This window comes from Streptomyces yunnanensis, assembly GCF_029011865.1.
GTDB classification, from domain to species: Bacteria; Actinomycetota; Actinomycetes; order Streptomycetales; family Streptomycetaceae; genus Streptomyces; species Streptomyces yunnanensis.
Genome location: NZ_CP095749.1, coordinates 7,984,248 through 8,003,910, shown reverse-complemented (window position 1 = coordinate 8,003,910; position 19,663 = coordinate 7,984,248). Strand labels below are relative to the sequence as shown.

At 71.3% G+C, this 19,663-nt stretch carries 18 protein-coding genes; 4 read left to right on the top strand and 14 right to left on the bottom strand.

The window, feature by feature from the left end:
• Positions 1-100: 100 nt before the first annotated feature.
• From MOV08_RS34875 to MOV08_RS34850, 6 genes are all read right to left on the bottom strand, one after another.
• On the bottom strand, positions 101-805 hold the full coding sequence (locus tag MOV08_RS34875) for an ArsR/SmtB family transcription factor (RefSeq protein ID WP_039638306.1): 705 nt from the start codon (positions 803-805) through the stop codon (positions 101-103).
• A gap of 13 nt (positions 806-818) precedes the next feature.
• On the bottom strand, positions 819-1,262 hold the full coding sequence (locus tag MOV08_RS34870; RefSeq protein WP_052287048.1) for a RidA family protein: 444 nt from the start codon (positions 1,260-1,262) through the stop codon (positions 819-821).
• Entirely contained in the window at positions 1,259-2,467 is a 1,209-nt protein-coding gene (locus MOV08_RS34865) for a CapA family protein (protein WP_275310250.1), read from the bottom strand. Before MOV08_RS34865 ends, MOV08_RS34870 begins: the two co-directional genes overlap by 4 nt.
• Before the next feature lie 147 nt (positions 2,468-2,614).
• Positions 2,615-3,802, bottom strand: coding sequence for a class I SAM-dependent methyltransferase (locus MOV08_RS34860; RefSeq protein WP_039638304.1), 1,188 nt, complete (start codon positions 3,800-3,802; stop codon positions 2,615-2,617).
• Positions 3,803-3,956: 154 nt separating this feature from the next.
• Positions 3,957-4,931 carry a methionyl-tRNA formyltransferase gene (locus MOV08_RS34855; protein WP_039638303.1) on the bottom strand — a complete coding sequence of 325 codons (975 nt, stop codon included), beginning with the start codon at positions 4,929-4,931 and terminating at the stop codon, positions 3,957-3,959.
• Positions 4,928-5,803, bottom strand: coding sequence for a ThiF family adenylyltransferase (locus MOV08_RS34850; RefSeq protein WP_039638302.1), 876 nt, complete (start codon positions 5,801-5,803; stop codon positions 4,928-4,930). The genes MOV08_RS34855 and MOV08_RS34850 overlap by 4 nt, the downstream gene beginning before the upstream one ends.
• Positions 5,804-6,108: 305 nt before the next feature.
• Here MOV08_RS34850 and MOV08_RS34845 point away from each other — a divergent pair, with 305 nt between their 5' ends.
• Entirely contained in the window at positions 6,109-6,831 is a 723-nt protein-coding gene (locus tag MOV08_RS34845; protein WP_039642206.1) for an ArsR/SmtB family transcription factor, read from the top strand.
• 101 nt (positions 6,832-6,932) lie between these two features.
• On the opposite strand, the gene MOV08_RS34840 is transcribed toward MOV08_RS34845, so the two are convergent.
• The 6 genes from MOV08_RS34840 to MOV08_RS34815 all read right to left on the bottom strand — a co-directional run bounded on the left by MOV08_RS34840 (position 6,933) and on the right by MOV08_RS34815 (position 13,095).
• Positions 6,933-7,913 carry an aldo/keto reductase gene (locus tag MOV08_RS34840; protein ID WP_275310249.1) on the bottom strand — a complete coding sequence of 327 codons (981 nt, stop codon included), beginning with the start codon at positions 7,911-7,913 and terminating at the stop codon, positions 6,933-6,935.
• Between the two features lie 124 nt (positions 7,914-8,037).
• Positions 8,038-8,592: a RidA family protein gene (locus MOV08_RS34835; protein WP_275310248.1), complete on the bottom strand. Its 555-nt coding sequence runs from the start codon at positions 8,590-8,592 to the stop codon at positions 8,038-8,040.
• 48 nt (positions 8,593-8,640) lie between these two features.
• Positions 8,641-10,260 (bottom strand): long-chain-fatty-acid--CoA ligase, encoded by a 1,620-nt coding sequence (locus MOV08_RS34830; RefSeq protein WP_275310247.1) that lies wholly within the window; start codon positions 10,258-10,260, stop codon positions 8,641-8,643.
• A 211-nt stretch (positions 10,261-10,471) separates the two neighbouring features.
• Positions 10,472-11,683 carry an erythromycin esterase family protein gene (locus tag MOV08_RS34825; protein ID WP_275310246.1) on the bottom strand — a complete coding sequence of 404 codons (1,212 nt, stop codon included), beginning with the start codon at positions 11,681-11,683 and terminating at the stop codon, positions 10,472-10,474.
• Positions 11,684-11,842: 159 nt separating this feature from the next.
• Entirely contained in the window at positions 11,843-12,865 is a 1,023-nt protein-coding gene (locus MOV08_RS34820) for a Rieske 2Fe-2S domain-containing protein (protein WP_275310245.1), read from the bottom strand.
• Positions 12,866-12,867: 2 nt separating this feature from the next.
• Positions 12,868-13,095 (bottom strand): recombinase-like helix-turn-helix domain-containing protein, encoded by a 228-nt coding sequence (locus MOV08_RS34815; protein WP_275310244.1) that lies wholly within the window; start codon positions 13,093-13,095, stop codon positions 12,868-12,870.
• Positions 13,096-13,372: 277 nt separating this feature from the next.
• Here MOV08_RS34815 and MOV08_RS34810 point away from each other — a divergent pair, with 277 nt between their 5' ends.
• On the top strand, positions 13,373-14,911 hold the full coding sequence (locus MOV08_RS34810; RefSeq protein WP_275310243.1) for an MFS transporter: 1,539 nt from the start codon (positions 13,373-13,375) through the stop codon (positions 14,909-14,911).
• Between the two features lie 195 nt (positions 14,912-15,106).
• On the opposite strand, the gene MOV08_RS34805 is transcribed toward MOV08_RS34810, so the two are convergent.
• Positions 15,107-16,603 (bottom strand): MFS transporter, encoded by a 1,497-nt coding sequence (locus MOV08_RS34805; protein ID WP_275310242.1) that lies wholly within the window; start codon positions 16,601-16,603, stop codon positions 15,107-15,109.
• A 141-nt stretch (positions 16,604-16,744) separates the two neighbouring features.
• On the opposite strand from MOV08_RS34805, the gene MOV08_RS34800 reads away from it, so the two are divergent.
• Positions 16,745-17,401, top strand: coding sequence for a TetR/AcrR family transcriptional regulator (locus tag MOV08_RS34800; RefSeq protein ID WP_275310241.1), 657 nt, complete (start codon positions 16,745-16,747; stop codon positions 17,399-17,401).
• 115 nt (positions 17,402-17,516) lie between these two features.
• On the opposite strand, the gene MOV08_RS34795 is transcribed toward MOV08_RS34800, so the two are convergent.
• Complete coding sequence (locus MOV08_RS34795; protein ID WP_275310240.1) at positions 17,517-18,275, bottom strand: helix-turn-helix transcriptional regulator; 759 nt, start codon at positions 18,273-18,275, stop codon at positions 17,517-17,519.
• A gap of 224 nt (positions 18,276-18,499) precedes the next feature.
• Between MOV08_RS34795 and MOV08_RS34790 the strand changes: the two genes are divergently transcribed.
• Positions 18,500-19,165, top strand: coding sequence for a Rossmann-fold NAD(P)-binding domain-containing protein (locus MOV08_RS34790; protein ID WP_275310239.1), 666 nt, complete (start codon positions 18,500-18,502; stop codon positions 19,163-19,165).
• Positions 19,166-19,663 lie beyond the last annotated feature (498 nt).

Genomic DNA, 19,663 nt, shown 5'->3' with positions numbered 1-19,663 from the left:
CGGCGCGGACGGGGTCGCGCTCCGTCACCGGACGACCGTCGGCCGCGCGCGCTGTGCTGCCCCCACCGCACCCGGAACGTCCGGGGGCGGCGGGGGTGGTTCACGGGAGGTGCAATCCGAACTCGCTCGACAGCCCCGCCGTGCCCTCGGCGGTCACCACGACGGCCCGCTTGTGCTCGCGGGCCCTGGTGATCCAGCCGAGTGCGAACAGCTGGTCCGTCAGGGCCGTCGCCGCGCTGCCGGCCAGGTGGTGCCGGCGCTCGCTCCAGTCCACGCACCCCTTGATCAGGGGCTGCCCGTCGGACTCCATGGCGTCGAGGGTCAGGCCGAGCGGCTTGCGCGCGTCCCAGCGTTCCGCGTCGATCTCGATGCCGTCCGGCGTCCGGCGGACCAGCCCCCGCTCGCACAGTGCCTCCGCCAGTTCCACCCCGATGCGCCCGGCCAGATGCCGGTAGCAGGTGCGGGCGTTGCTGAGCGTCTTCAGCAACCGCGCGGACCGCAGCGAGGTGGGCTGCCGGACCGGCGCGATGACGGCCAGGGCCTCCACCAGTTCGGCCACCTGGGGGGAGGAGATCCGGTAGTAGGCGTGCCGCCCCATCCGGTCGACGGTGAGCAGGCCGTGCTCCACCAGCCGGGAGAGGTGTTCGCTCGCCGTGGGTCGGGAGACGCCCGCGATCGTGGCGAGCTCCCCGGCGGGCATCACGAAGTCCCCCACCAGCGCGCTGACCATCGCGGCGCGGGTCGCGTTGCCCAGGAGTTCCGCGACCGTGGCGATGTCGGGGCGGGGCTGTGCGGGGTCCAACATGGTTCCTCCGTCGTCACGCCGCGGGGTGGGAGGGGGCGAGGGCGACGCACTGCACCTCGACCTGGAGGTTGGGCAGCGGCAGTCCGGACACCGCCACCGCGGTGCTCGACACCAGCGTGTCCCCCAGGATCTCCCGGCGGATCTCGAAGAAGCGGGGGGCGGTGCGCATGTCGGTCAGGTAGATGGTCATCGACACCAGGTGCTCGAAGCCGCCGCCCGCCGCGCTCAGCACCCGCCGGACGTTCTCCAGCGCCCGGTACGCCTGCTCGTCGAAGCTGTCGCTGACCGGCTGGTAGTCCTCGTCGATGCCCAACTGCCCGGAGATGTAGAGCAGTCCGCCGGCGGTGACCGCCTGGGCGTAGCCGAACCTGCGCGGGTCGCCGACGCCGGGCACGTCCACATGGCGCACGATGGCCTCGTCCGCCGTGGCCTTGGTTTCCTGTCGGTCGTTGCTCATGCCTGCTCCTCGAACTGCTCGGACGGGGATGCCGGAAGGGCCTGGATGCTGTCGGCCGGGAGGCCGGAGCCCTCCAGCGGCGGGGTGAAGCGGGTGGGCAGCTGCTCCTGGGTGCAGCATTCGGTGAGGTACGCGGTGACCCGCCGCCCGGCCTCGCTCCGCGGCGACACCGGCACCGGCTCGTTGTGGGTGTCGATCACCGCCGGGCAGAAGCCCGCGGCGAGCACGCCGTGCGTGTCGAGGCGGACCACGGCCACGCCGGTCATCCGCGCGTCCGGGTGGAAGGGCAGCAGCGGGTACTCCTCCTGCGGCCGTATCCGGAACTCGCCGAAGCGGCGGCCCAGTTCGTGCTCGTCCTGCGGGCGGGCGGCGCTGAGGTAGCCGTCCTTGGCCAGGCGCTGCGGCAGGTCGGGCAGGTCGAAGACGTAGTGTCCGAGCCCGTAGAAGACCGGCTTGCCCTTGTAGAACTCGATGCCGCGGAGCATGTGGTGGTGGTGCCCGAGGACGACGTCCGCGCCGGCGTCGACGGCGAGCCGGGCCAGGCGGCGCTCGTTGTCGGTCAGCACGAACGGCCGGGTGAAGTCGCCCCAGTGGAAACTGATGACGACGATGTCGGCCTGCGCGCGCACGGCCCGTACGTCACGGGTGAAGGCGGCCACGTCCTCCGGGAAGTTCTCCGTGGTGACGCGCGGGAGAAGTCCGGGATTCCATTCGTTGATCTCCCACGGCGTATAGCGGGTGTGGGCGCGCAGCGGGGCGAGTCCGGGCACCCCGGCACGGGCCTCGTAACCGTGCGGGAAGACCGAGGAATAGGCGAGAAAGGCGATCCGCAGGCCGTTGCGCTCGACGATGGCCGGGGTGCGCGCCTCGTCGATGGTGGCCCCGGCGCCGGTCGTGGCGATGCCCAGGCCGCGGAGCGTGTCCCGCGTGTTGAGCAGTGCCTGGTGGCCGCCGTCCACGCTGTGGTTGTTGGCCAGCGACATCACGTGGAAGCCGGCGTCGGCGAGCGGCTTGGCATTCCGTCCGGGGGCGACGACGGGGGACCCGGAACTCGGTGCCCTTTCCCAGGTGTCGCTGAACACTCCTTCGCAATTGCCGAAGACGACATCACCGGTGTTCAGGAATCCGCCGGCTGTTTCGAATGCAGTCTCGGGATTCTCCCGGTCGATGAAGACATCGCCCACCGCGAATAAGGACACAGTCATGGTCACTCTTTCGGATGCTGGAGACGGGATGTGGAATGAGGCCACTCCGTACTGCTGAACAAGCCTAGTTCCCGGGCAGTTTGTCCCCGGCCGAACTGTCGTCGGGCGTGGCGGCCGGCCGTCGCCACACCCGACGACGGCGCGGGTTCAGTGGGCGCGGGTGTGCCGGCCGGCGTGGCCGACGAGGAGCAGCCGGTGCATGGGCGCCTCCAGGACGGCCACCCGCTCCAGCCCCGCCTCCGCGAGCCACTGGTCGTAGGTGCTCAACGCATAGGCGTCGCCGCCGCCGGTGGCGAGCATGGAGGCGGCGAACAGCAGCGCGAAGCGGTCCTGTGCCGTGGTCGGCCGTGCCTCGTCCACCACGATCTGGTCCGCGATGCAGATCAGCCCGTCGGGGGCCAGGACGTCGGCGGCGCTGCGCATCAGCTTCTGCACCGAATCGTCGGTCTGCAGATGGAAGATGTTGGCGAACAGGATCAGATCGACGGTCTCGCCCCAGCCGTGCTGCCAGAAGTCCCGGACTGTGCCGGTGAAGCGCGCGCCGACGCCGATCTTCTCCGCCTGTCGGGTGGCGAGGGGGATGATGCGCGGGGCGTCGATGCCCTCCGCCGTCCAGGACGGGAAGCGTTCGAGCAGCAGTTGACTGTAGAGACCGGTGCCGCAGCCGACGTCGAGCACGGAGACCGCCTGGTCCTTCTTCCAGCCGGATTCGGCGAGGAAGGACGACAGCACGTCCACGATCGGGGGCGCCCAGAAGTTGATGCCGAAGGTCAGGTCCTCGTAGTTGGTCTCCGAGATCTGGTTGGTGCGGTCGTTGCCGGACCGGTCGCGGGTGCCGTGCCGGACGGCGTCGCCGAGGTTGCGCCAGGCGGCCCAGGCGACGTGCCGGTCGTGGGCCATCTTCCCCACCAGGCTGAAGGTGCCGCCCGGGAGCAGGGCGTGCCGGAACTCCTCGGGGAGGACGTAGCGGCTCTCGCCGTCGTCGTCGGAGCGCTCCAGCACGCCGTAGGCGACGAGCCCGCCCAGCAGGACGCGGGTGGCTCGCTGGTCGGTGTCGAGGTCGGCGGCGAGCTCCGCCACGGTCCCCGGGCCCTTCGACAGCCTGGCGAAGACTCCGAGGTCGTGGGCGGTTTCGATGATCGCCGGCGCCCACAGGCTGATGAGGTGCTCGTAGAGCTGGTGTGCCGCGCGGATCGTCTTGCGCTCGCCGGTGGTGGTGGACAGGTGGGTGTAGTCCACTAATTCCCTGACACCGTTGTCGGGGCGTGCCGGGCTGCCGCCGGCGCGGGTGCGGTCATGGGCTGCGGTGGCCAGGTTGACGGATTGCTCAACCATGAGGGGAGTTCCTCTCGTTGCCGGTCGGCGGGAGGGCGCCCGGCGCGGCCGGCGGTGACGGTGGAGGCGGGCTGGGGTGCAGCCGCCGGGTCGGGAAGCGGGGTCGTCGGACCGCGGTGTCGGCCGCGGTCCGACGACCCCGGTGACGGCGGCGTCAGGCGTGGGTGCGGGCCTGGAAGCGGGTGTCGAACCGCGTGGTGCCGTCGGGGACGCTGGCGAGCCGTTCCGCGCCGTGGACGTCGAGGGACCACAGGCGGAGCCAACCGTCGGCGCTCGCCGCGTAGAGGGCTCCGGACTCGATGCGCAGGGCCCCCGGGGCGTCGGGGGCCGGGAACTTCCGTCCCACGTCCTCCGCCGTCAGGACGGTGAGTTGATCTCCGCGATCGGTCCGCACATAGGCGCCGGGACTGCGGTATCCCGCCCGGACCGTCCGCAGGATCGTTTCGCTCGACCGGCCGAAGTCCAGCCAGTAGTCGCGGTCGCCCGGCTTGCTGAAGTAGCTGCGCAGCGCCGGGTCCTGGGGCGAGGTGGGGTAGTCGCGTGCGATCAGCCGCGGCAGGAGCTGCCGCAGCAGCGCCACGTTGGCGATGGTGTGCGACTCCCGGACCTCCAGGGCCGTCTCGTTGCCGGCCAGCCGGATGCGCTTCTGCATGACGACCGGCCCGCCGTCGATCTGCGGCGTCATCTCGATCGCGGTGACCCCGCTGTCGAGTTCGCCCTCCCTGACCGTCCAGAAGAAGGGCGCCCAGCCGGCATAGCGCGGCAGGGGGCTGGGGTGGAAGTTGATCGAGGTGATGGCCGGTACGGCCAGCAGGTCCGGTTTGAGGATCTGCTGGTAGTTGCCGGTCAGGAAGTAGTCCGGTGCCAGCGCGGCCAGTTCGCGGATCAGCCCGGGGTCGTTGACCTTGGTCGGGCGGAAGAGCGGAACGCCGCGTTCGCCGGCCTGCTTTTCGAGGTCGACCTGGTCCTCTTCCCCGAGGAAGTAGGGGCACAGCTTTCCGGGCGGGCTGGTGACCACGCCGACGAGTCGGACCAGCGGATGCTCCGCGAGGATCGACAGGAACGGCGCCCCCAGCTTCGAGTTGACTTCGGAGAAGAGTACGACCCGGATCGGGTGTAACTCGCTCACTCAGTCCACCACTTCCCGGGGACCATCTTGGCCGTCCAGCTCAGGGAATCGAAGATGGCGTAGCCGGGCTGGACGGGGAGCGGCTCCAGTCCCGGGATTTCCAGGATCTCCAGGGCGAGTCGCTCGGTGAGGATGCCTTCCGCCATCGGCGGGCAGGCGCCGAAGATGGGCATGCGCTTCATGTCGACGAACCAGTGGTCGATCATCTCGCGACCGGGGTACGACGGCATCACCGCGATGGCCCGCTCGACCAGTTTCTTGATGACGTCGGGGGTGAACTCGGCGTCCTCGGGGATGTCGTACACCTCCTCGATGGTCATCGAGTCCTTGGTGTACTTGTACACGATGACGGTGTGCCCCACCGTCGGTATCTTGAGCATGAATTTGCACCGGTCGGACTTGCGGAACGCGCGGTGCAGGGCGTAGCGATTCTTGACCTGATAGAACTCCATCTGGTCCATGACGTAGTCGCAGCCGTCCATGAATTCCTCGGCCGACTCCGGAGTGATGCCTTCCGGGAACACGTCGATGTTCACGTCCCGGGTCAGGTCGTAGGCCAGTTCCGCGACGACCTCGGCCTTGTTGCGGCCGAGGTGTTCGACGTCCGCCCCGATCTGCCGCTGTACGTTGGAGAGCTCGAAGATGTCGGGGTCGGCGAGCTTGAGGTTGCGCACGCCCATGCGGACGAGCCGCAGTGCCACCGCGCCACCGATTCCGCCGGTGCCGACGATTCCGACGACGGAGTCGCGGAGCTTCTCCTGGCGGGCCCGCTGTTCTTCCGGGGTGTCGCCGAGCCAGCCGAGATTCCGGTCGACGCGCTCCCAGTAGAATTTGTCGTCGTAGGTGCCGCGGTAGGTAGTCCTGTCAGCCATTGCGTGGACCCTCTCGTGAATGAGCGGACAACTTGGCGTACCAGGCGCGACAAGAGGGATCAACGATTTTTGATTTCCCCCGTGACGCCTGTTCGAAAACTACCTGAGGAACAGTTAGGAAGCCGCCTAAGTGTGCGTAGCATCGGGCCTTCGTGATGCCTAGGCGGAATATGCCACTCCGATGCAACACCGAATCTTTGATTCCGCCCGAATTCATAGATAATAAAGTGTGGTTCCGGTCAGCGTGGCCGGAAAGTGCGGTTCGGTGGCCTTCTTCGGGTCGCCCCCCGATTATGGTGATCTCCATGCCACGAACACCTGAGATCGGGCCAGATATCGCCACCGTCGCCCAGCTGTTGGGTGATCGTACGCGCGCATTGATGGTCAGCGAGTTGGCGACGGGCGAGCCGCTGTCCGCCAGTTCACTGGCGGCGTTGGTCAGCATTTCCCGGCCCACCGCGAGCGAGCACCTGGCCAAGCTGGTCGACGGCGGGGTGCTGCACGTGGAACGGGTCGGACGGCACGCCTACTACCGGCTCGCGAACGACGATGTCGCGGTGGCGCTCCGGGCGCTGGCCTCGGTGGCCCCCGACCTGACGCCCCCGGCCGCCCCGCCGACCCGCGCCCGGGGCGTCCTCAGCACGGCGCGGACCTGCTACGACCACCTCGGCGGGCGGTTGGGGGTGGAGCTCACCGACGTCCTGCAGGCGCGGGGGCTGATCCAGCGGCGCGCCCAGCAGTGGGAGGTCTCGACCGACGCCTGGGACGCCTGGCGGCCGTTGGGCATCGCCTGTGCGCCGCTGAAGGACTCCCGGCGGCCGATCGTGCGCGGCTGCGCGGACTGGAGCGGACCCCGGCACCACATCGCCGGGGGGTTGGCCGCGGCGGTCACCGAGCGGCTGTTCAGCCTGGGTTGGTTGACGCGCGTCTCCGCCGGCGACCGCGTCGTCACCGCCACGGAGGCCGGTCTGGTGGGGTTACGGCAGACCTTCGGGTTGTCGCTGAGTGGCCTCGGGCCCGACCGATGAACACAGCCATCGGTCGGGTCCGAGGTCATTCAGCGCACGCGGCACACGACATCGCCCGGGGGCCGGCGCGGCCTCCCGGGCGATGCTGTGCTCGCGCGCGCTCAGGCGTCGATGGTGCGCATGATGCCCTCCGGGTAGCGCTCGCCGGCCACCGCGTCGCCGGGCATCAGGGCGTCCAGGGCATCAACTTGATCCTTGGTCAGTTCCACCTCGGCGGCCGCCGCGTTCTCCTCGACGTAGCGCACCCGCTTGGTGCCGGGGATCGGGACGATGTGCTCGTCCTTGGCCAGCAGCCAGGCGAGCGCAATCTGGCCGGGAGTCGCCCCCGCCTCGTCGGCGAAGGACTGGATGCGTTCGACCAGGGCGAGGTTGTGGGTGAGGTTCTCGCCCTGGAACCGGGGGTCGGTGTGCCGGTAGTCGTCCTCGGACAGCGCGGCCAGGTCGCGGACGGTGCCGGTGAGCATCCCGCGCCCCAGCGGCGAGAAGGCCGCCACCCCGATGCCCAACTCCCGGCACGCGGGCAGGACATCGGGCTCGGCGTGCCGTGCGAACAGCGAGTACTCGCTCTCCAGCGCCGCGAGCGGGTAGGTCGCATGGGCCCGCCGCAAGGTGTCCTCGCTGACCTCGGAGAGGCCGATGTGCCGGACCTTCCCCTCGGCCACCAGCTCCGCCATCCCGCCGATGATCTCCTCGATGGGCAGCGAACGGTCCCTGCGGTGCAGGTAGTAGAGGTCGATCACGTCGACCCCCAGCCGGCGCAGCGACGCCTCGCACGCCTGCTTGGCGTAGGCCGGGCTGGAGTCCAGCTCGAAGCTGCGGTCCTGGGACCACCCCCGGATGCCGAACTTGGTGGCGATCACCACCTCGTCCCGGCGGCCGGCGACGGCCTCTGCGATCAACTCCTCGTTGTGGCCCCGGCCGTACATGTCCGAGCTGTCGAGGAACGTCATACCGAGGTCGAGGGACCGCCGGAGCGCGGCGATCGACTCACCGCGGTCGGCGGGGCCGTAGTTCTGCGACATGCCCATGCAGCCGAGGCCGATGGCGGAGACCTCCAGGCCCCCCAGCATGCGAGTCTTCATCGTGGTGCCCTCCCGTGATGTGCCCGGACGAGGCCGTCGAGGGCCCCTGCCCGGGCAGCGTTGCGATGGCCTGTGAATGGGGGTGTGGCCCGCGCGCGGTGCGCCGTCGAACGGTGCGCGGCCCTCACTCGGGGTGCAGTTCGAGTTCCGCCGCGATCTCGACCGGCACGTCCCACGGCAGCGCGATCGTGCCGACCGCCACGCGGGCGTGGTAGCCGATCTCCTCACCGAACACGTCGAGCAGGAGCTGTGAGGCGGGGTTGAAGACGGCGGGGAAGTCGATGAATCCCGGCACCGAGTTGGCCATGCAGTGCAGTCGGCAGAACGCCCGCACCCGGCCCAGGTCCCCCACCGTCTGCTCGACGCTGGCGAGCACGGACAGGACCGTGCGCACCGCGGCGTCCTGCGCGCACCGCAGGCCCACGGTGTCGCCGATCGTGCCGTAGGGCCCGGTGAGCTGGCCGTCCTCGGCGATCGGCACATGCCCCGACACGAAGACCCGGGTGCCGACGACCCGCACCAGCCGGGCCGGGATCCGCAGTTTCGGGCTGGTCGGGATGCGCCACGGCACCGGCAGCGCCAGTTCCTTGCGCGCCAGCCGTTCGGCCACCTCACGGCTCGTGACCCGCGCGGCCGCCGTCACCTGCGCCGCTCCGCCGGTCGTTACGCTCTGCCCCACGATCTGTGTCCTCCTCCATGCCAACGGTTGTCCGTGCGACGGCGGTTGTCAGGCCCGGCTCTCGGCGTAGCGCGCCCGCAGGGTCTTCTTGTCGGTCTTGCCGATGCTGGTCTTCGGCAGCTCGGCCACCAGCTCGATGGTGTCCGGCACCCACGACGGGGCGAGGCGGGCGGCCAGGAACTCCCGCAGCTGCTCGCCCGTCACCGTCGCGTCCTCCTGGGGGCGCAGCACCACACAGGCCAGCGGGCGCTCGCCCGCGGTGGCATCGGGGACCGCGACGACGGCGGCCTCGACGACGGCCTGGTGGCCGAGGAGTTCCTCCTCCACCTTGAGCGAGGAGATCCATTCGCCGGCCGACTTCACCAGGTCCTTCATCCGGTCCACGATGCGGACATAGCCGAGTTCGTCGATGACGGCGACGTCGCCGGTGCGCAGCCAGCCGTCCATGAACTTGTCGGGCCGGGAGCCCTCCTGGGCGTACTCGCGGGCCACCCAGGGGCCGCGCACCTGCAACTCCCCCATCGCCCGCCCGTCCCAGGGCTGCTCCGCACCCGCGTCGTCGGCGATCCGCATCTCCACCAGCGGCAGCGGACGACCCTGGGAGGTGGCGTAGTACCCGCGGGTCTCCTCGGACGCGTTGCCGCCCACGTCGGCGGGGAGCTTGCTGAAGCTGCCGTGCCCGCTGGTCTCCGTCATGCCGAAGACCTGGACGATCGGGAATCCCACCTCCACCTCGAACGCCCGGGAGACCGGGCGGGCCACCGGCGAACCGCCGCACACCATGCGGCGCAGCGAGGACAGGTCCGGTCGCCGGTCCCGCCAGTGCGCCAGCAGCCCGGGCAGCGCCGCGCCGAACCCGACGGCGACGGTGGGGCGTTCCTTCTCCACCAACTCGCAGACCCCGGCCGGGCTCAGGTCACGGCCCGGCAGGACCAGCGCGGAGCCGTGCAGGGCGGCGGCGAAGGGCAGTCCGACCTGGCTCAGCGCCAGCGGCACCAGGGCCAGCAGGGTCTCGGAGGAGCCGAGGCCCTCCGCGTCGGCCAGGCCGGTGCAGAAGCTCTGCAGGACGGTGCTGCGGTGGCTGTAGACCACACCCTTGGGGAGCCCGGTCGTGCCGGTGGTGTAGCTGGTGTGGGCCGGGGCGCTCTCCGCCACGGACGGCCAGGCCGCCATGGGCTCGGCCGCGGCCAGCAGCGCCTCGTACTCCAGCGCGTCGCCGTCCTGCGCGGCGTCGTCGGTGTCGGGCAGCACGACGAGGCGCCGGACCCGGCTCAGGTGCGGCTCCACCCGGCGCCAGTCGGCCAGCAGGCTGCGGTCGCAGAGCACGATCGCGTCGTCCGCGTGGTCCACGATGTAGGCCACCTGCTCGGCGGCGAGGTTGATGTTGACCGTGTGCAGCACGGCGCCCATCGACGGGACGGCGAGATACGCCTCCAGATGCCGGTGGGTGCTCCCGGCGAAGGTCGCCACCCGGTCGCCCGGCTGCATGCCGAGGTCGCGCAGCGCCCCCGCCAACCGCCGTGCCCGGTGCACCACTTCGCCCCAGGTCGAGCGGTGCAACCCCGTCCCGACCCGGCTGATCACCGGCCGGGCGGCGAAGAGTTTCTCGGCCCGAGGGGTGATCAACGCCGGAATCGTGAGGGGGAACTCCGACACTGCGTCCTGCATCCGACTACCTTTCATCCGGTGTTCCGCGGATCGGCCGGGCCAGCGTCATCGACGGTTGCACTGGCCACGAGAAGACGCGCTGCGCTGCGGGCCGACAGGCTCGGGGACCGGACCGACATGCGCACCGGTCGCCCTGATCCAAGTATTCGGAATTACCGTTTGGGAGGGGCCGAAGTGTCGTCGCCGGGGTTTCGCGGGGGCCTGCCGCGGCCTACGGCAACCACCGCACCGGGGACGCCCGGCGGATGTGAACGAGCACGTCGAAGGCGTCGGCGAGGGATGCCACCGCGAGGTGTTCGGCGGCGTCCCGGGACGGGTCGTAGACGCCGCTGATGACGCGCAGCCTCGCCGGTCCGTCCCAGCGGCGGCGCACGGCGGCGGGGCGCAGATCCAGCCGGTGGGCGGGCAGGTCCACCGCGCCGAGCCGCGCGTCGAGCAGGTCGCCGGCCGGCTCCGGGACGACGGCGACACCGAGGTCGCCGTGGTGGAAGCCGATCGCGACGGACGCGTACCGCGCGCCGTACCGCGCGCGCAGCAGACTGCCGACGCTCGGCTGCGGCCCCTTCTCGGGAGCCAGGCCCAGGGTGCCCTCGGTGGCCGAGGTGTGCGCGATGCCGTCCCAATAGACGGCGCGCAGGCCGGTCCGGCGCTGCTGGTCGCCGAGGGTGTCGGCCCCCACCGCGTCGTCGCCCGCGTAGCTGCCGCGCCCGGCGACGCTGCGCTCGTGGAAGTCCACGATCCGGCGCATCCGCGCGGCGACGTCCTCGTCGCGGTGGGCACCGGGCAGGGACCGGACCAGCGCGAGCGCGTCGCGGGCGTGATCGGCGAACGGCCGTCCCGGGTGGGTGCCCCGGGCGCGCTGCACGTGTTCGTCGGTGTGGTGGGCGGTCCGGATCGGCTCCAGGTGGGAGGTCAGCTCCGGCAGCAGCTCCGGGGCGGACGCCCGGACGTGGGCCAGGACGGCGTCGTAGTCCTCGGGCCCCGCCTGCGCCGGCCGGACGCCGAAGATCCGTACGGGGTCGTGCGGATGCTCCTGGTTGAACGCCCGGATCCACTCCAGGGCCGCGACCATCTCGGCGGTGCGCCACGGCCGCCAGGCGTCGTCCAGGGCGGCCGCCGCCGACCCCTCGCCGGTCCCCACGTACCGGTCGAGGCGGTCGGCGACCGCGACGGTGTCCTGGAGGGCCAGCGCCCGGAACCCGTGGTGCCGGACCAGTCGGCGGAAGAGCCGGTCCCGGGCGTCGAAGGTCTCGCGGGAGAAGCGGGTGGACTCGCCGAGCCCGACGATCGTCGCGTCCGCGAGGCTCGCGGCGAGGTCGTCGAGCACGGCGTCGGTCAGCGGGGCGACGTCGTGGGGCGCGGGATCGTACGGTCCTACGGACGTGGGGAGGGCGGGCCGGGGAACGGTGTTCTCGTGCGTCATGTCGCCCACCCTCCTACCTCAAGTCCACTTGAGGTCAAGCGGCGGGTTCCGGCCGGCCCGCGTACCGGCCGGCCAGTCCACCCCGAGGCGCCTCGGCGGCAGGATTTTTCGGACACGGAACCCGAGGCCGAGGACGCCGCGGCCGGTCCGCGGGTCGGTTCACGCCGGCGGCGCAGCGGCGGACTGCTGCTCGGCCCGGGCCCGCAGCAGGCGCCGCAGCCGCACCAGGCCCAGGTCGTGCTGGTAGAGATGCTCGTGCTGGTCGGCGTCGGCCGGCAGGGCCTCCAGCAGGACGCGGTCCTGTTCCAGCACCGCCCAGTGGCGCTCCTCGATCAGGGTCCGGTAGAGGAAGCGCCAGGTGTCGCGCTGCCAGCCCGACACCCGGCGGTAGCGCCAGAAGAAGACACCGGTGCGCTCGGCGTCCACCGGGCAGACCATGCCGACGATGCCGAAGGCGCCGCCGGGGCCCGCGGAGGGCGGGTACGGGATGGCGAGGTCCACCCAGTCGACGCCGGTGCGGCACAGCTCGACCCAGTCGAAGTTGACGCCCCGCTGGTCGGTCTTCTCGAAGAAGTAGCCCCGATCGGTCTCGCGGACGCGGAACTTGGCCGTGGTGTCCCCGTCGTGCATGGTGTGCGACTCGCGGTGCAGGAACGCGCCGTGCATCGGGTCCAGGAGGTTCTCCATGATGTACCGCCAGGGGGCCTGCCACTCCGCGTAGCACAGGATCGGCTCGATCCCGGGGTCGTCGAGCGGCTCGGGGACGGTCAGTTCGACCGGTTCCGGATGCCGCTCGTCGCCGAAGTAGGCGAGGACCGCGCCGGCGACCTCGCGGACCGGCAGCGAGGCGACGAGCCTCCTGCCTTCGAGGGCGCAGCCGGGCAGGCCGGGTACGGAGGCGACGGTGCCGTCCGTCGCGACCTCGACGCCGTGGTACCGGCAGGCGACCCGGTCCCCGAGGTGCTTTCCCAGCGACAGCGGGGCGCCGCGGTGCGGGCAGCGGTCGGCGAGCAGCGCGAGGGGGCCGTCGGCGCGGTGGAACAGCAGCCACTGCTCGCCGAGCACGGTCACCCTGCGCATCGCGCCGGGGGCGACGAAGGACGAGGGGAGGACGGGGTGCCACTGGTTGCGGAGGCCGGTGGCGTAGATGTGGTCGGCGGTGGCGGAGGTGGAGAGGGGCATGGTCAGGCTCCCAGGCGACGCATCTCGGCGCGGAAGGACTCCTCGGTCCAGGGCGCGCCGTCCGGGGCATGGACCTGACGAGCATTCAACCCACCTACGACATCGGCGAGTTCGTGGCCGTCCTCGGTGAAGACCTCTTCGAGGGTGGCGGCCAGCTTGTACTCGTAGGGGGTGGGCTCGCGCGTACGGGACTGGTGGGGGTCCAGGTGGGGCCGGGGGGCGGTGGTCATCGGGGCCTCCAACGGGCGGGCTGGGGTCGTCGGGTCACAGGTCGAGGACGAGGCGGCCGGCGGCACGGCGCGTGCACGCCCATCGTGACGCAGGCGCCGCGCGACGGACGGGCGTCGCTCCGAGCGCGGACGGCTCCGAGTACGGGAAATCCAAGGGCTTGAACATCACGCGGGCAAGACCCCGGGCAGCGGCACGCACCTTGGAGATTGACCGTTGACCGCTTGGGCAACCGTTCCTACTGTCTGCGCAACCCCTCTGTTCGCGGAAGGAACCTCCATGACGACTGTGGCCGGCCGGTCCGCCGCGGGACCAGCGGGATCCATCGCCGCACGGCTCGAACGACTGCCGCACTCCCGCTGGCACGTCAAGGTCCGCTTCCTGATCGGCACCGTCACCTTCTTCGAGGCGTTCGACCAGCTGATGGCCGCCTCCGCGCTGCCCGTCCTGACCCACGACTGGCGCCTGACGACTGGTCAGGCGACCTTCGCCGTCACGGCCGGCTCGATCGGCATGCTCCTCGGAGCCCTGGCGGCCGGGTGGTTGGGCGACCGACTCGGCCGGGTGCGGACGGTCGCGCTCGGGGTCGCCGTCACCGCGCTCGCCAGCCTCGCCGTCGCCCTCTCCAACGGGATCGAGCCGTTCGCGCTCTTCCGGTTCGTCCAGGGCCTCGGCATCGGCGGCGTGGTCCCGGTCGCTGCCACCTACATCAGCGAGATCGCCCGCGCGGACCGCCGGGGCCGCTTCGTACTGCTCTACGAGATGATCTTCCCGGCCGGCCTGGCCGCCGCGTCCCTGGTGGCCGTGTGGGTGGTGCCGCACCTCGGTTGGCGAGCGATGTTCGTGATCGGCGCGCTCCCGGCGCTGCTCGCCGCCCTCCTCCCCCGACAGGTCGCCGAGTCCCCACGCTGGCTGCTGACGCGCGGGCGGACGCACGAGGCCGAACGGATCCTCGCCAGTATCGAGGCGGAGGTGGCACGAGCCACCGCCACACCACCACCGCCACCGTCACGGTTATCGGAGCCGGCTACCGGCAACGGCATCGACACCGGCACCGGGACCGGGTCGACGCCCCCGGATGCGGACTCGCGCCCGGCCCATGACTCCGTCTCCGACTCCGACTCCGACCTGCCCTCCGACTCCGCCCCCGACTCCGGCTCGGCCTCCGTCCCGGATGCACGCACGGCCGGTGCCGGCGCGCCGGGACGACTACGGGAACTGTTCACCGGCCGCTATCTGCGCCGCACCGTGGTCGTCTCGGGCCTCTGGTTCGTCGCGTACTACGTCAACCACGGCATCGCCACCTGGCTGCCGTCCCTCTACACCAAGAACTTCGGCCTGGACCTGACCACCGCGCTGGTCTACACCCTGCTCAGCAACGTCACCGGGCTCCTCGGCACGCTGCTGGTCGCGCTCGTCATCGACCGGGTCGGCCGACGCCCGGCGATGGTGGCGGCGTTCACCGGTACCGCGCTGGCTCTGGGGACGCTGGCACTGGCCGGAGCCGTCTCCGGCGAACAGGTCGCACTGTTCGCGTCCTGCTCCACGTTCTTCGTCTACGCCATCAACGCCGGGCTCTACCTCTACACCCCCGAGCTGTACCCGACGCGCAACCGCGCCAAGGGCGCCGCCTTCGGCGGACTGTGGAACCGCGCCGGCGTCATCCTCGGGCCGATCGTCGTCGGCACGATCCTGGGGGCCGGCGGCAGCCTGATCCTGGTCTTCGCCCAACTGGCGGGAATCGCGGCGGTGGGCGCGGTGATCGGACTCTTCGCCGTCGAAACCAAGGGCAAGACCCTGGAGGAACTCAACACCTGAGCCGCCCCGCTCGTCCGCATCCGGCCGTCCGGGTGTCCGGGTGTCCGGGTGTCCGAGCGTCCGAGCGTCCGAGCGTCCGAGCGTCCGAGCGTCCGGAGCATGTGACGACGCCTGCGGGGCGCACGGTGCGCAGAGTGCTCACGAGGGCCGCGCCCTTCGGGAAAACGCCCCTGGGCCGCGGCCCTCGCGCTCGGCTCACACCCGCGTCCACCCACCGGCCTTCCCCTCGCGCACGGCGCGCCGGCCCTTCAGCACGAAGACCGCGATCAGCAGCCCACAGAGGGCGAAGGCGGATCCGACGGTGAACGCCCCGGTCACGCCAGCCGTCAGCGCATGGTGCGCCTGCTCGCTCTCGGACAGTCCACCGGGCGGGTTCGCCTTGGCCGACCGCATCGCCGCACCGAACACGGTGACGAGAAGGGCGAGCCCCAGGGAACCGCCGACGGTCAGCATGGCCTGGAGGACTCCGGAGGCGGCACCGGACTCCTCCGGAGCGGCCTCGGAGAGGACGATCAGGTTGTGCGAGACCAGGGCCAGCCCGGCGCCGAGGCCGAACAGCACCAGGGGACCGACCACATGGGTCCCGTAGCCGCTGGTGGCGGTGAGCCGGGTGAGCCAGATGGTGGCGATGGCGACCGCCGCGAGGCCGGTGATCGCGACCTGCTTCGCGCCGAGCCTCGGGAGAATCCTCGGCACGAACTGGGAGGAGACGAAGACCGACAGCGCCATCGGCAGGAACGCCAGTCCCGTGACGAGCGGCCCGTACCCGAGGACGCCCTGGAGGAACTGCACGAGGAAGAACCACATGCCGGTCAGCGTCGCAGCGATGAAGAGCAGGTTGACGTACGCGCCGGCGCGGCTGCGGCGGGTGAACAGCCCCAGCGGCACGATCGGTTGGTCGACGTTCTTCTCGATGACCAGGAACGCCGCGATCAGCATGGCACCCAGGGCGAACGACACCAGTGCCACGGGGTCGCCCCATCGCCCTTCGGACACCCGGATCAGCCCGTACACCACAGCCGTCATCCCGGCCGTCGAGGTGAGCGCGCCGGCGATGTCGAACCGGCCGGACCGGCGCGCGGTCTCGTCGATGAAGCGCGGCGCGCACAGGATGACCAGGGCACCGAACGGCAGGTTGATGAGGAGCACCCAGCGCCAGGACAGCCCCGAGGTGAGGATGCCGCCGAGGACGAGCCCCAGGGCGAGGCCGGAGCCGACGAGGGTGGAGTAGATGGCGAACGCGCGGTTGCGTTCGGCGCCTTCGCGGAAGTGGGTGGTCAGCAGCGCGATACCGGTCGGCGCCGCGAGCGCGGCTCCGACGCCTTGGAGGGCACGGGCCGCCACGAGGGTGCCGGCGGTCGGGGCCACACTGCCGAGGGCCGAGGCGAGGGTGAAGACCGCTGTCCCGACGACGAAGACGCGCCGGTGCCCGAGGATGTCGCCGGCCCGCCCGCCGAGCAGCAGCAGGCCGCCGAACGCCAGCAGGAAGGCGTTGATCACCCAGGAGAGGTCGGTCCGCCCGAAGCCGAGGCCGTACTGGATCGCGGGCAGCGCGACGTTCATGATCGTGGTATCGAGCTGGAGCATGAACTCGCAGGACACGATGAGGGCCAGCGTGAGGGCGGGGCCGCGGGCGAGCCGGTGCGCCGGCGCCTCGGTGCCTAAATCTTGCGATTGCGCGGACTGCGACATGGACTGCCTATCCTCTTCCGGTCGGCGGAGCAGCGCTCTGCGGCGGGTACGGATTCCGGAGCCAAGTCAAACGGGGACACTCCCCGCTTAGCTCGATCACCGTACCGGGGACACTCTCCACTTTCAATGCGAGGAGTACGGATGAAGCCAGCGCGCACGCCCGACCAGCAACGGCCCATGCGCGCCGACGCGCGCCGCAACTACGACCGGTTGGTCGCCACGGCCCGGGTCGCCTTCCAGGAACAGGGGGCCGACGCCTCCCTCGACGACATCGCCAAGCGGGCCGGCGTGGGATCGGGCACGCTCTACCGCCACTTCCCGCACCGCGACGCCCTGCTGGCGGCGGTCATCGGGGACAGCATCGACGCCCTCCACACCAGGTCCCAGGAACTGCTCGCCACCGATGACCCGGCGGCGGCGTTGGAGGCGTGGATGCGCGCGACCATCACCCACGCCGGCACCTACCGCGGACTGGCCGCGACGTTGATGAGCAGCACGTACGACGAGGGTTCGCCGTTGCACTCCTCCTGCAAGCGGAACCACGCCGCCGGGGCCGAACTCCTCAAGCGGGCCCAGGAGTCGGACCGCGTGCGCCCCGAGGTCGACGCCGCCGACCTGTTCCGGCTGATCACCGCGGTCGCCTGGGCGGCCGAGCAGTCCCCGGAGAGCGAGGACACCGCCGAACGCCTGCTGCCGTTGGTGTTCGACGGGCTGCGGACGACCGGAACGGCACGGCAGGCACAACCAGCGCGGCAGGCACAGCCGGCACGGCAGGGACAGCAGGCGCCGAAGGGCTGATCGACGCCGGGAGTCGGCGCCCACGCTTCCCGGTACGCCATCCCCCGCCCCGCCCCACGCGACACGACACGCCACGCCACGCCACCCGCCGTGCTCCCGCCCGGGAAGCGGGGCTTCAGCAGCCGCCCCGCTCCCCCACCCTCGCCCACAGGCCGCGCAATGCCCGGTCCGTGCCGGTCCCCGGCGCCGCCGTGTACACCATGACGCGCTGATCGGAATCCGGAACGGCGAGCACCTCACAGCTGAGGTCCAGCGCACCCACGTCGGGGTGGACCATGCGCTTGGTGACGGTGCGGTGGACACCGACGTCATGGCGTTCCCACAGCTCGGCGAACTCACCGCTCTCCCGCGAGAGTTCCGTTACGAGCTGTCGGACTCCCGGATCGTCGGGGTACCGTCCGGCCCCCCGGAGGTCGGCGACGCAGCGGCGGCCCAGTCGCGCCCGGTCGCGCGGGCCGATCCCGGCGGCCGGGCCGGTGAACAGCCAGCGCAGGGTGTTCCGTTCGTGCTCCGGCAGCTCCGCGAGGTTCGCGACCAGCGCGTCCAGCATGCGGTTCCAGGCGAGGATGTCGTAACGGGAGTTGAGCACCATGGCCGGCACGGCGTCGAGCTGGTCCAGCAGGCGCCGCGCACTGGCGTCGGTGGTCCGCGACATCGGCACCGGCACGGCGGCCTCGCCGACCAGCCCCAGCAGGTAGTTGCGTTCGCCGTCGGAGAGGTGCAGCGCCCGGGCCAGGGCGATCACGACCTGCCGGGAGGGCCGGAGCCGGCGCCCCTGTTCCAGCCGGGTGTAGTAGTCCAGCGAAACCCCGGCGCGCTCGGCGACCTCCGCACGGCGCAGCCCCCTCGTCTGCCGCCGCCCACCGCCGGCCAACCCCACGTCCGCCGGCCGGACGCGCGCAGACGGGTACGGAGGAATCCGGCCAGCTCTGCCGCGTTCATTCCCCCAGGATGCCGGATCACGGCGCCCACCGACCAACCCGACCGCCCCTGTGCGGCCCGGTCCCCACACCGCCGGGTAGGACTCCCCGTCCCCTCCCGTACACCGCACTGCCCCGAAAGACTGCTGCCGTACTGACCAAGGCGAAAGGGGTAGTTGTGACGATTCTGGTGACGGGCGGGCGCGGGCACGTGGCACGGTCGGTGGTCGACGGCCTGCTGGCGACCGGGGCGCGGGTCCGGGTGGCCAGCCGCAGCCCGGAGCGGGTGGTGGTGCCCGCCGGGGTGGAGACGGTCCGGGCCGACCTGGCCGACCCCCGCACCCTGCCGGCCGAGGAGGCCCTGCGCCACTCCCGGCTCGCCTGGACGTTCCTGCGGCCCGGTGCCTTCGCGACCAACACCTTGCAGTGGGCGCCCGCCATCCGCGCGTCGGGGACGGTACGCGCGCCCTACCCACAGGCGCATGCCGCCTCCGTCCACGAGGACGACATCGCCGACGTCGCCGTGCTCGCCCTCACCCGGGACGGCCATCAGGGCCTGACCCATCCACTGACCGGCCCGGCGTCGGTTACCCAGCAGGAGCAGATCGACTGCCTCGCCGCGGCCACCGGCCGGAAGATCCGGCTGGCCGAGATCGGCACTGAGGAGTACCGCGCGACGCTCCGCCAGTGGGGCGACGAGGAGATGGTCGACACCCTGCTCACCCACCTCGCCGAGGCCGACAACCGGCCGGCGGCGGTCTGCTCCACATACCGGGACCTGACGGGTGGGCCGGGCCGCAGCTACGCACAATGGGCCCTCGACCACGCCGCCGACTTCCGCTGACTTCCGCTGACTTCCGCTGACCGATCGGCGCGACGGCCGCCGCTCCCTTCTATTCGGCTGCGGCAGCACCCGCCGTCCGGGTATGATCCATTGGCTCCGATCGACCGTAGCGACAGTACCTGTCCGGTCACCTCAGGTGGCCGTCGTCCCCGCGCAGAAGCCCGGCCGGACGACAACACGCCACGGACGCTCCTGACACCCGGCTCAACCGCCGTAGGCGCTCAGCAACTTCCCCGGCCAAGCGGCCGACCACGCACGCACACGCGCCCGTCCGGCGACGCGTCCCCTGCGGCATGCTCCGGCTCTGCACACCCTGTACTTCCTGCACTTCCTGCACACCACACGCAGCGCTCCTGTTATGCGCATGCCGCCTCATCACCGCCTATGGAGGCAACACCGTGAAACGCCAAACAAACGACACCGCGAACACCCCCACCGCCAATACCGACACCGACACCGACACCGACACCGACAGTGACACCGACAGTGACACCGACA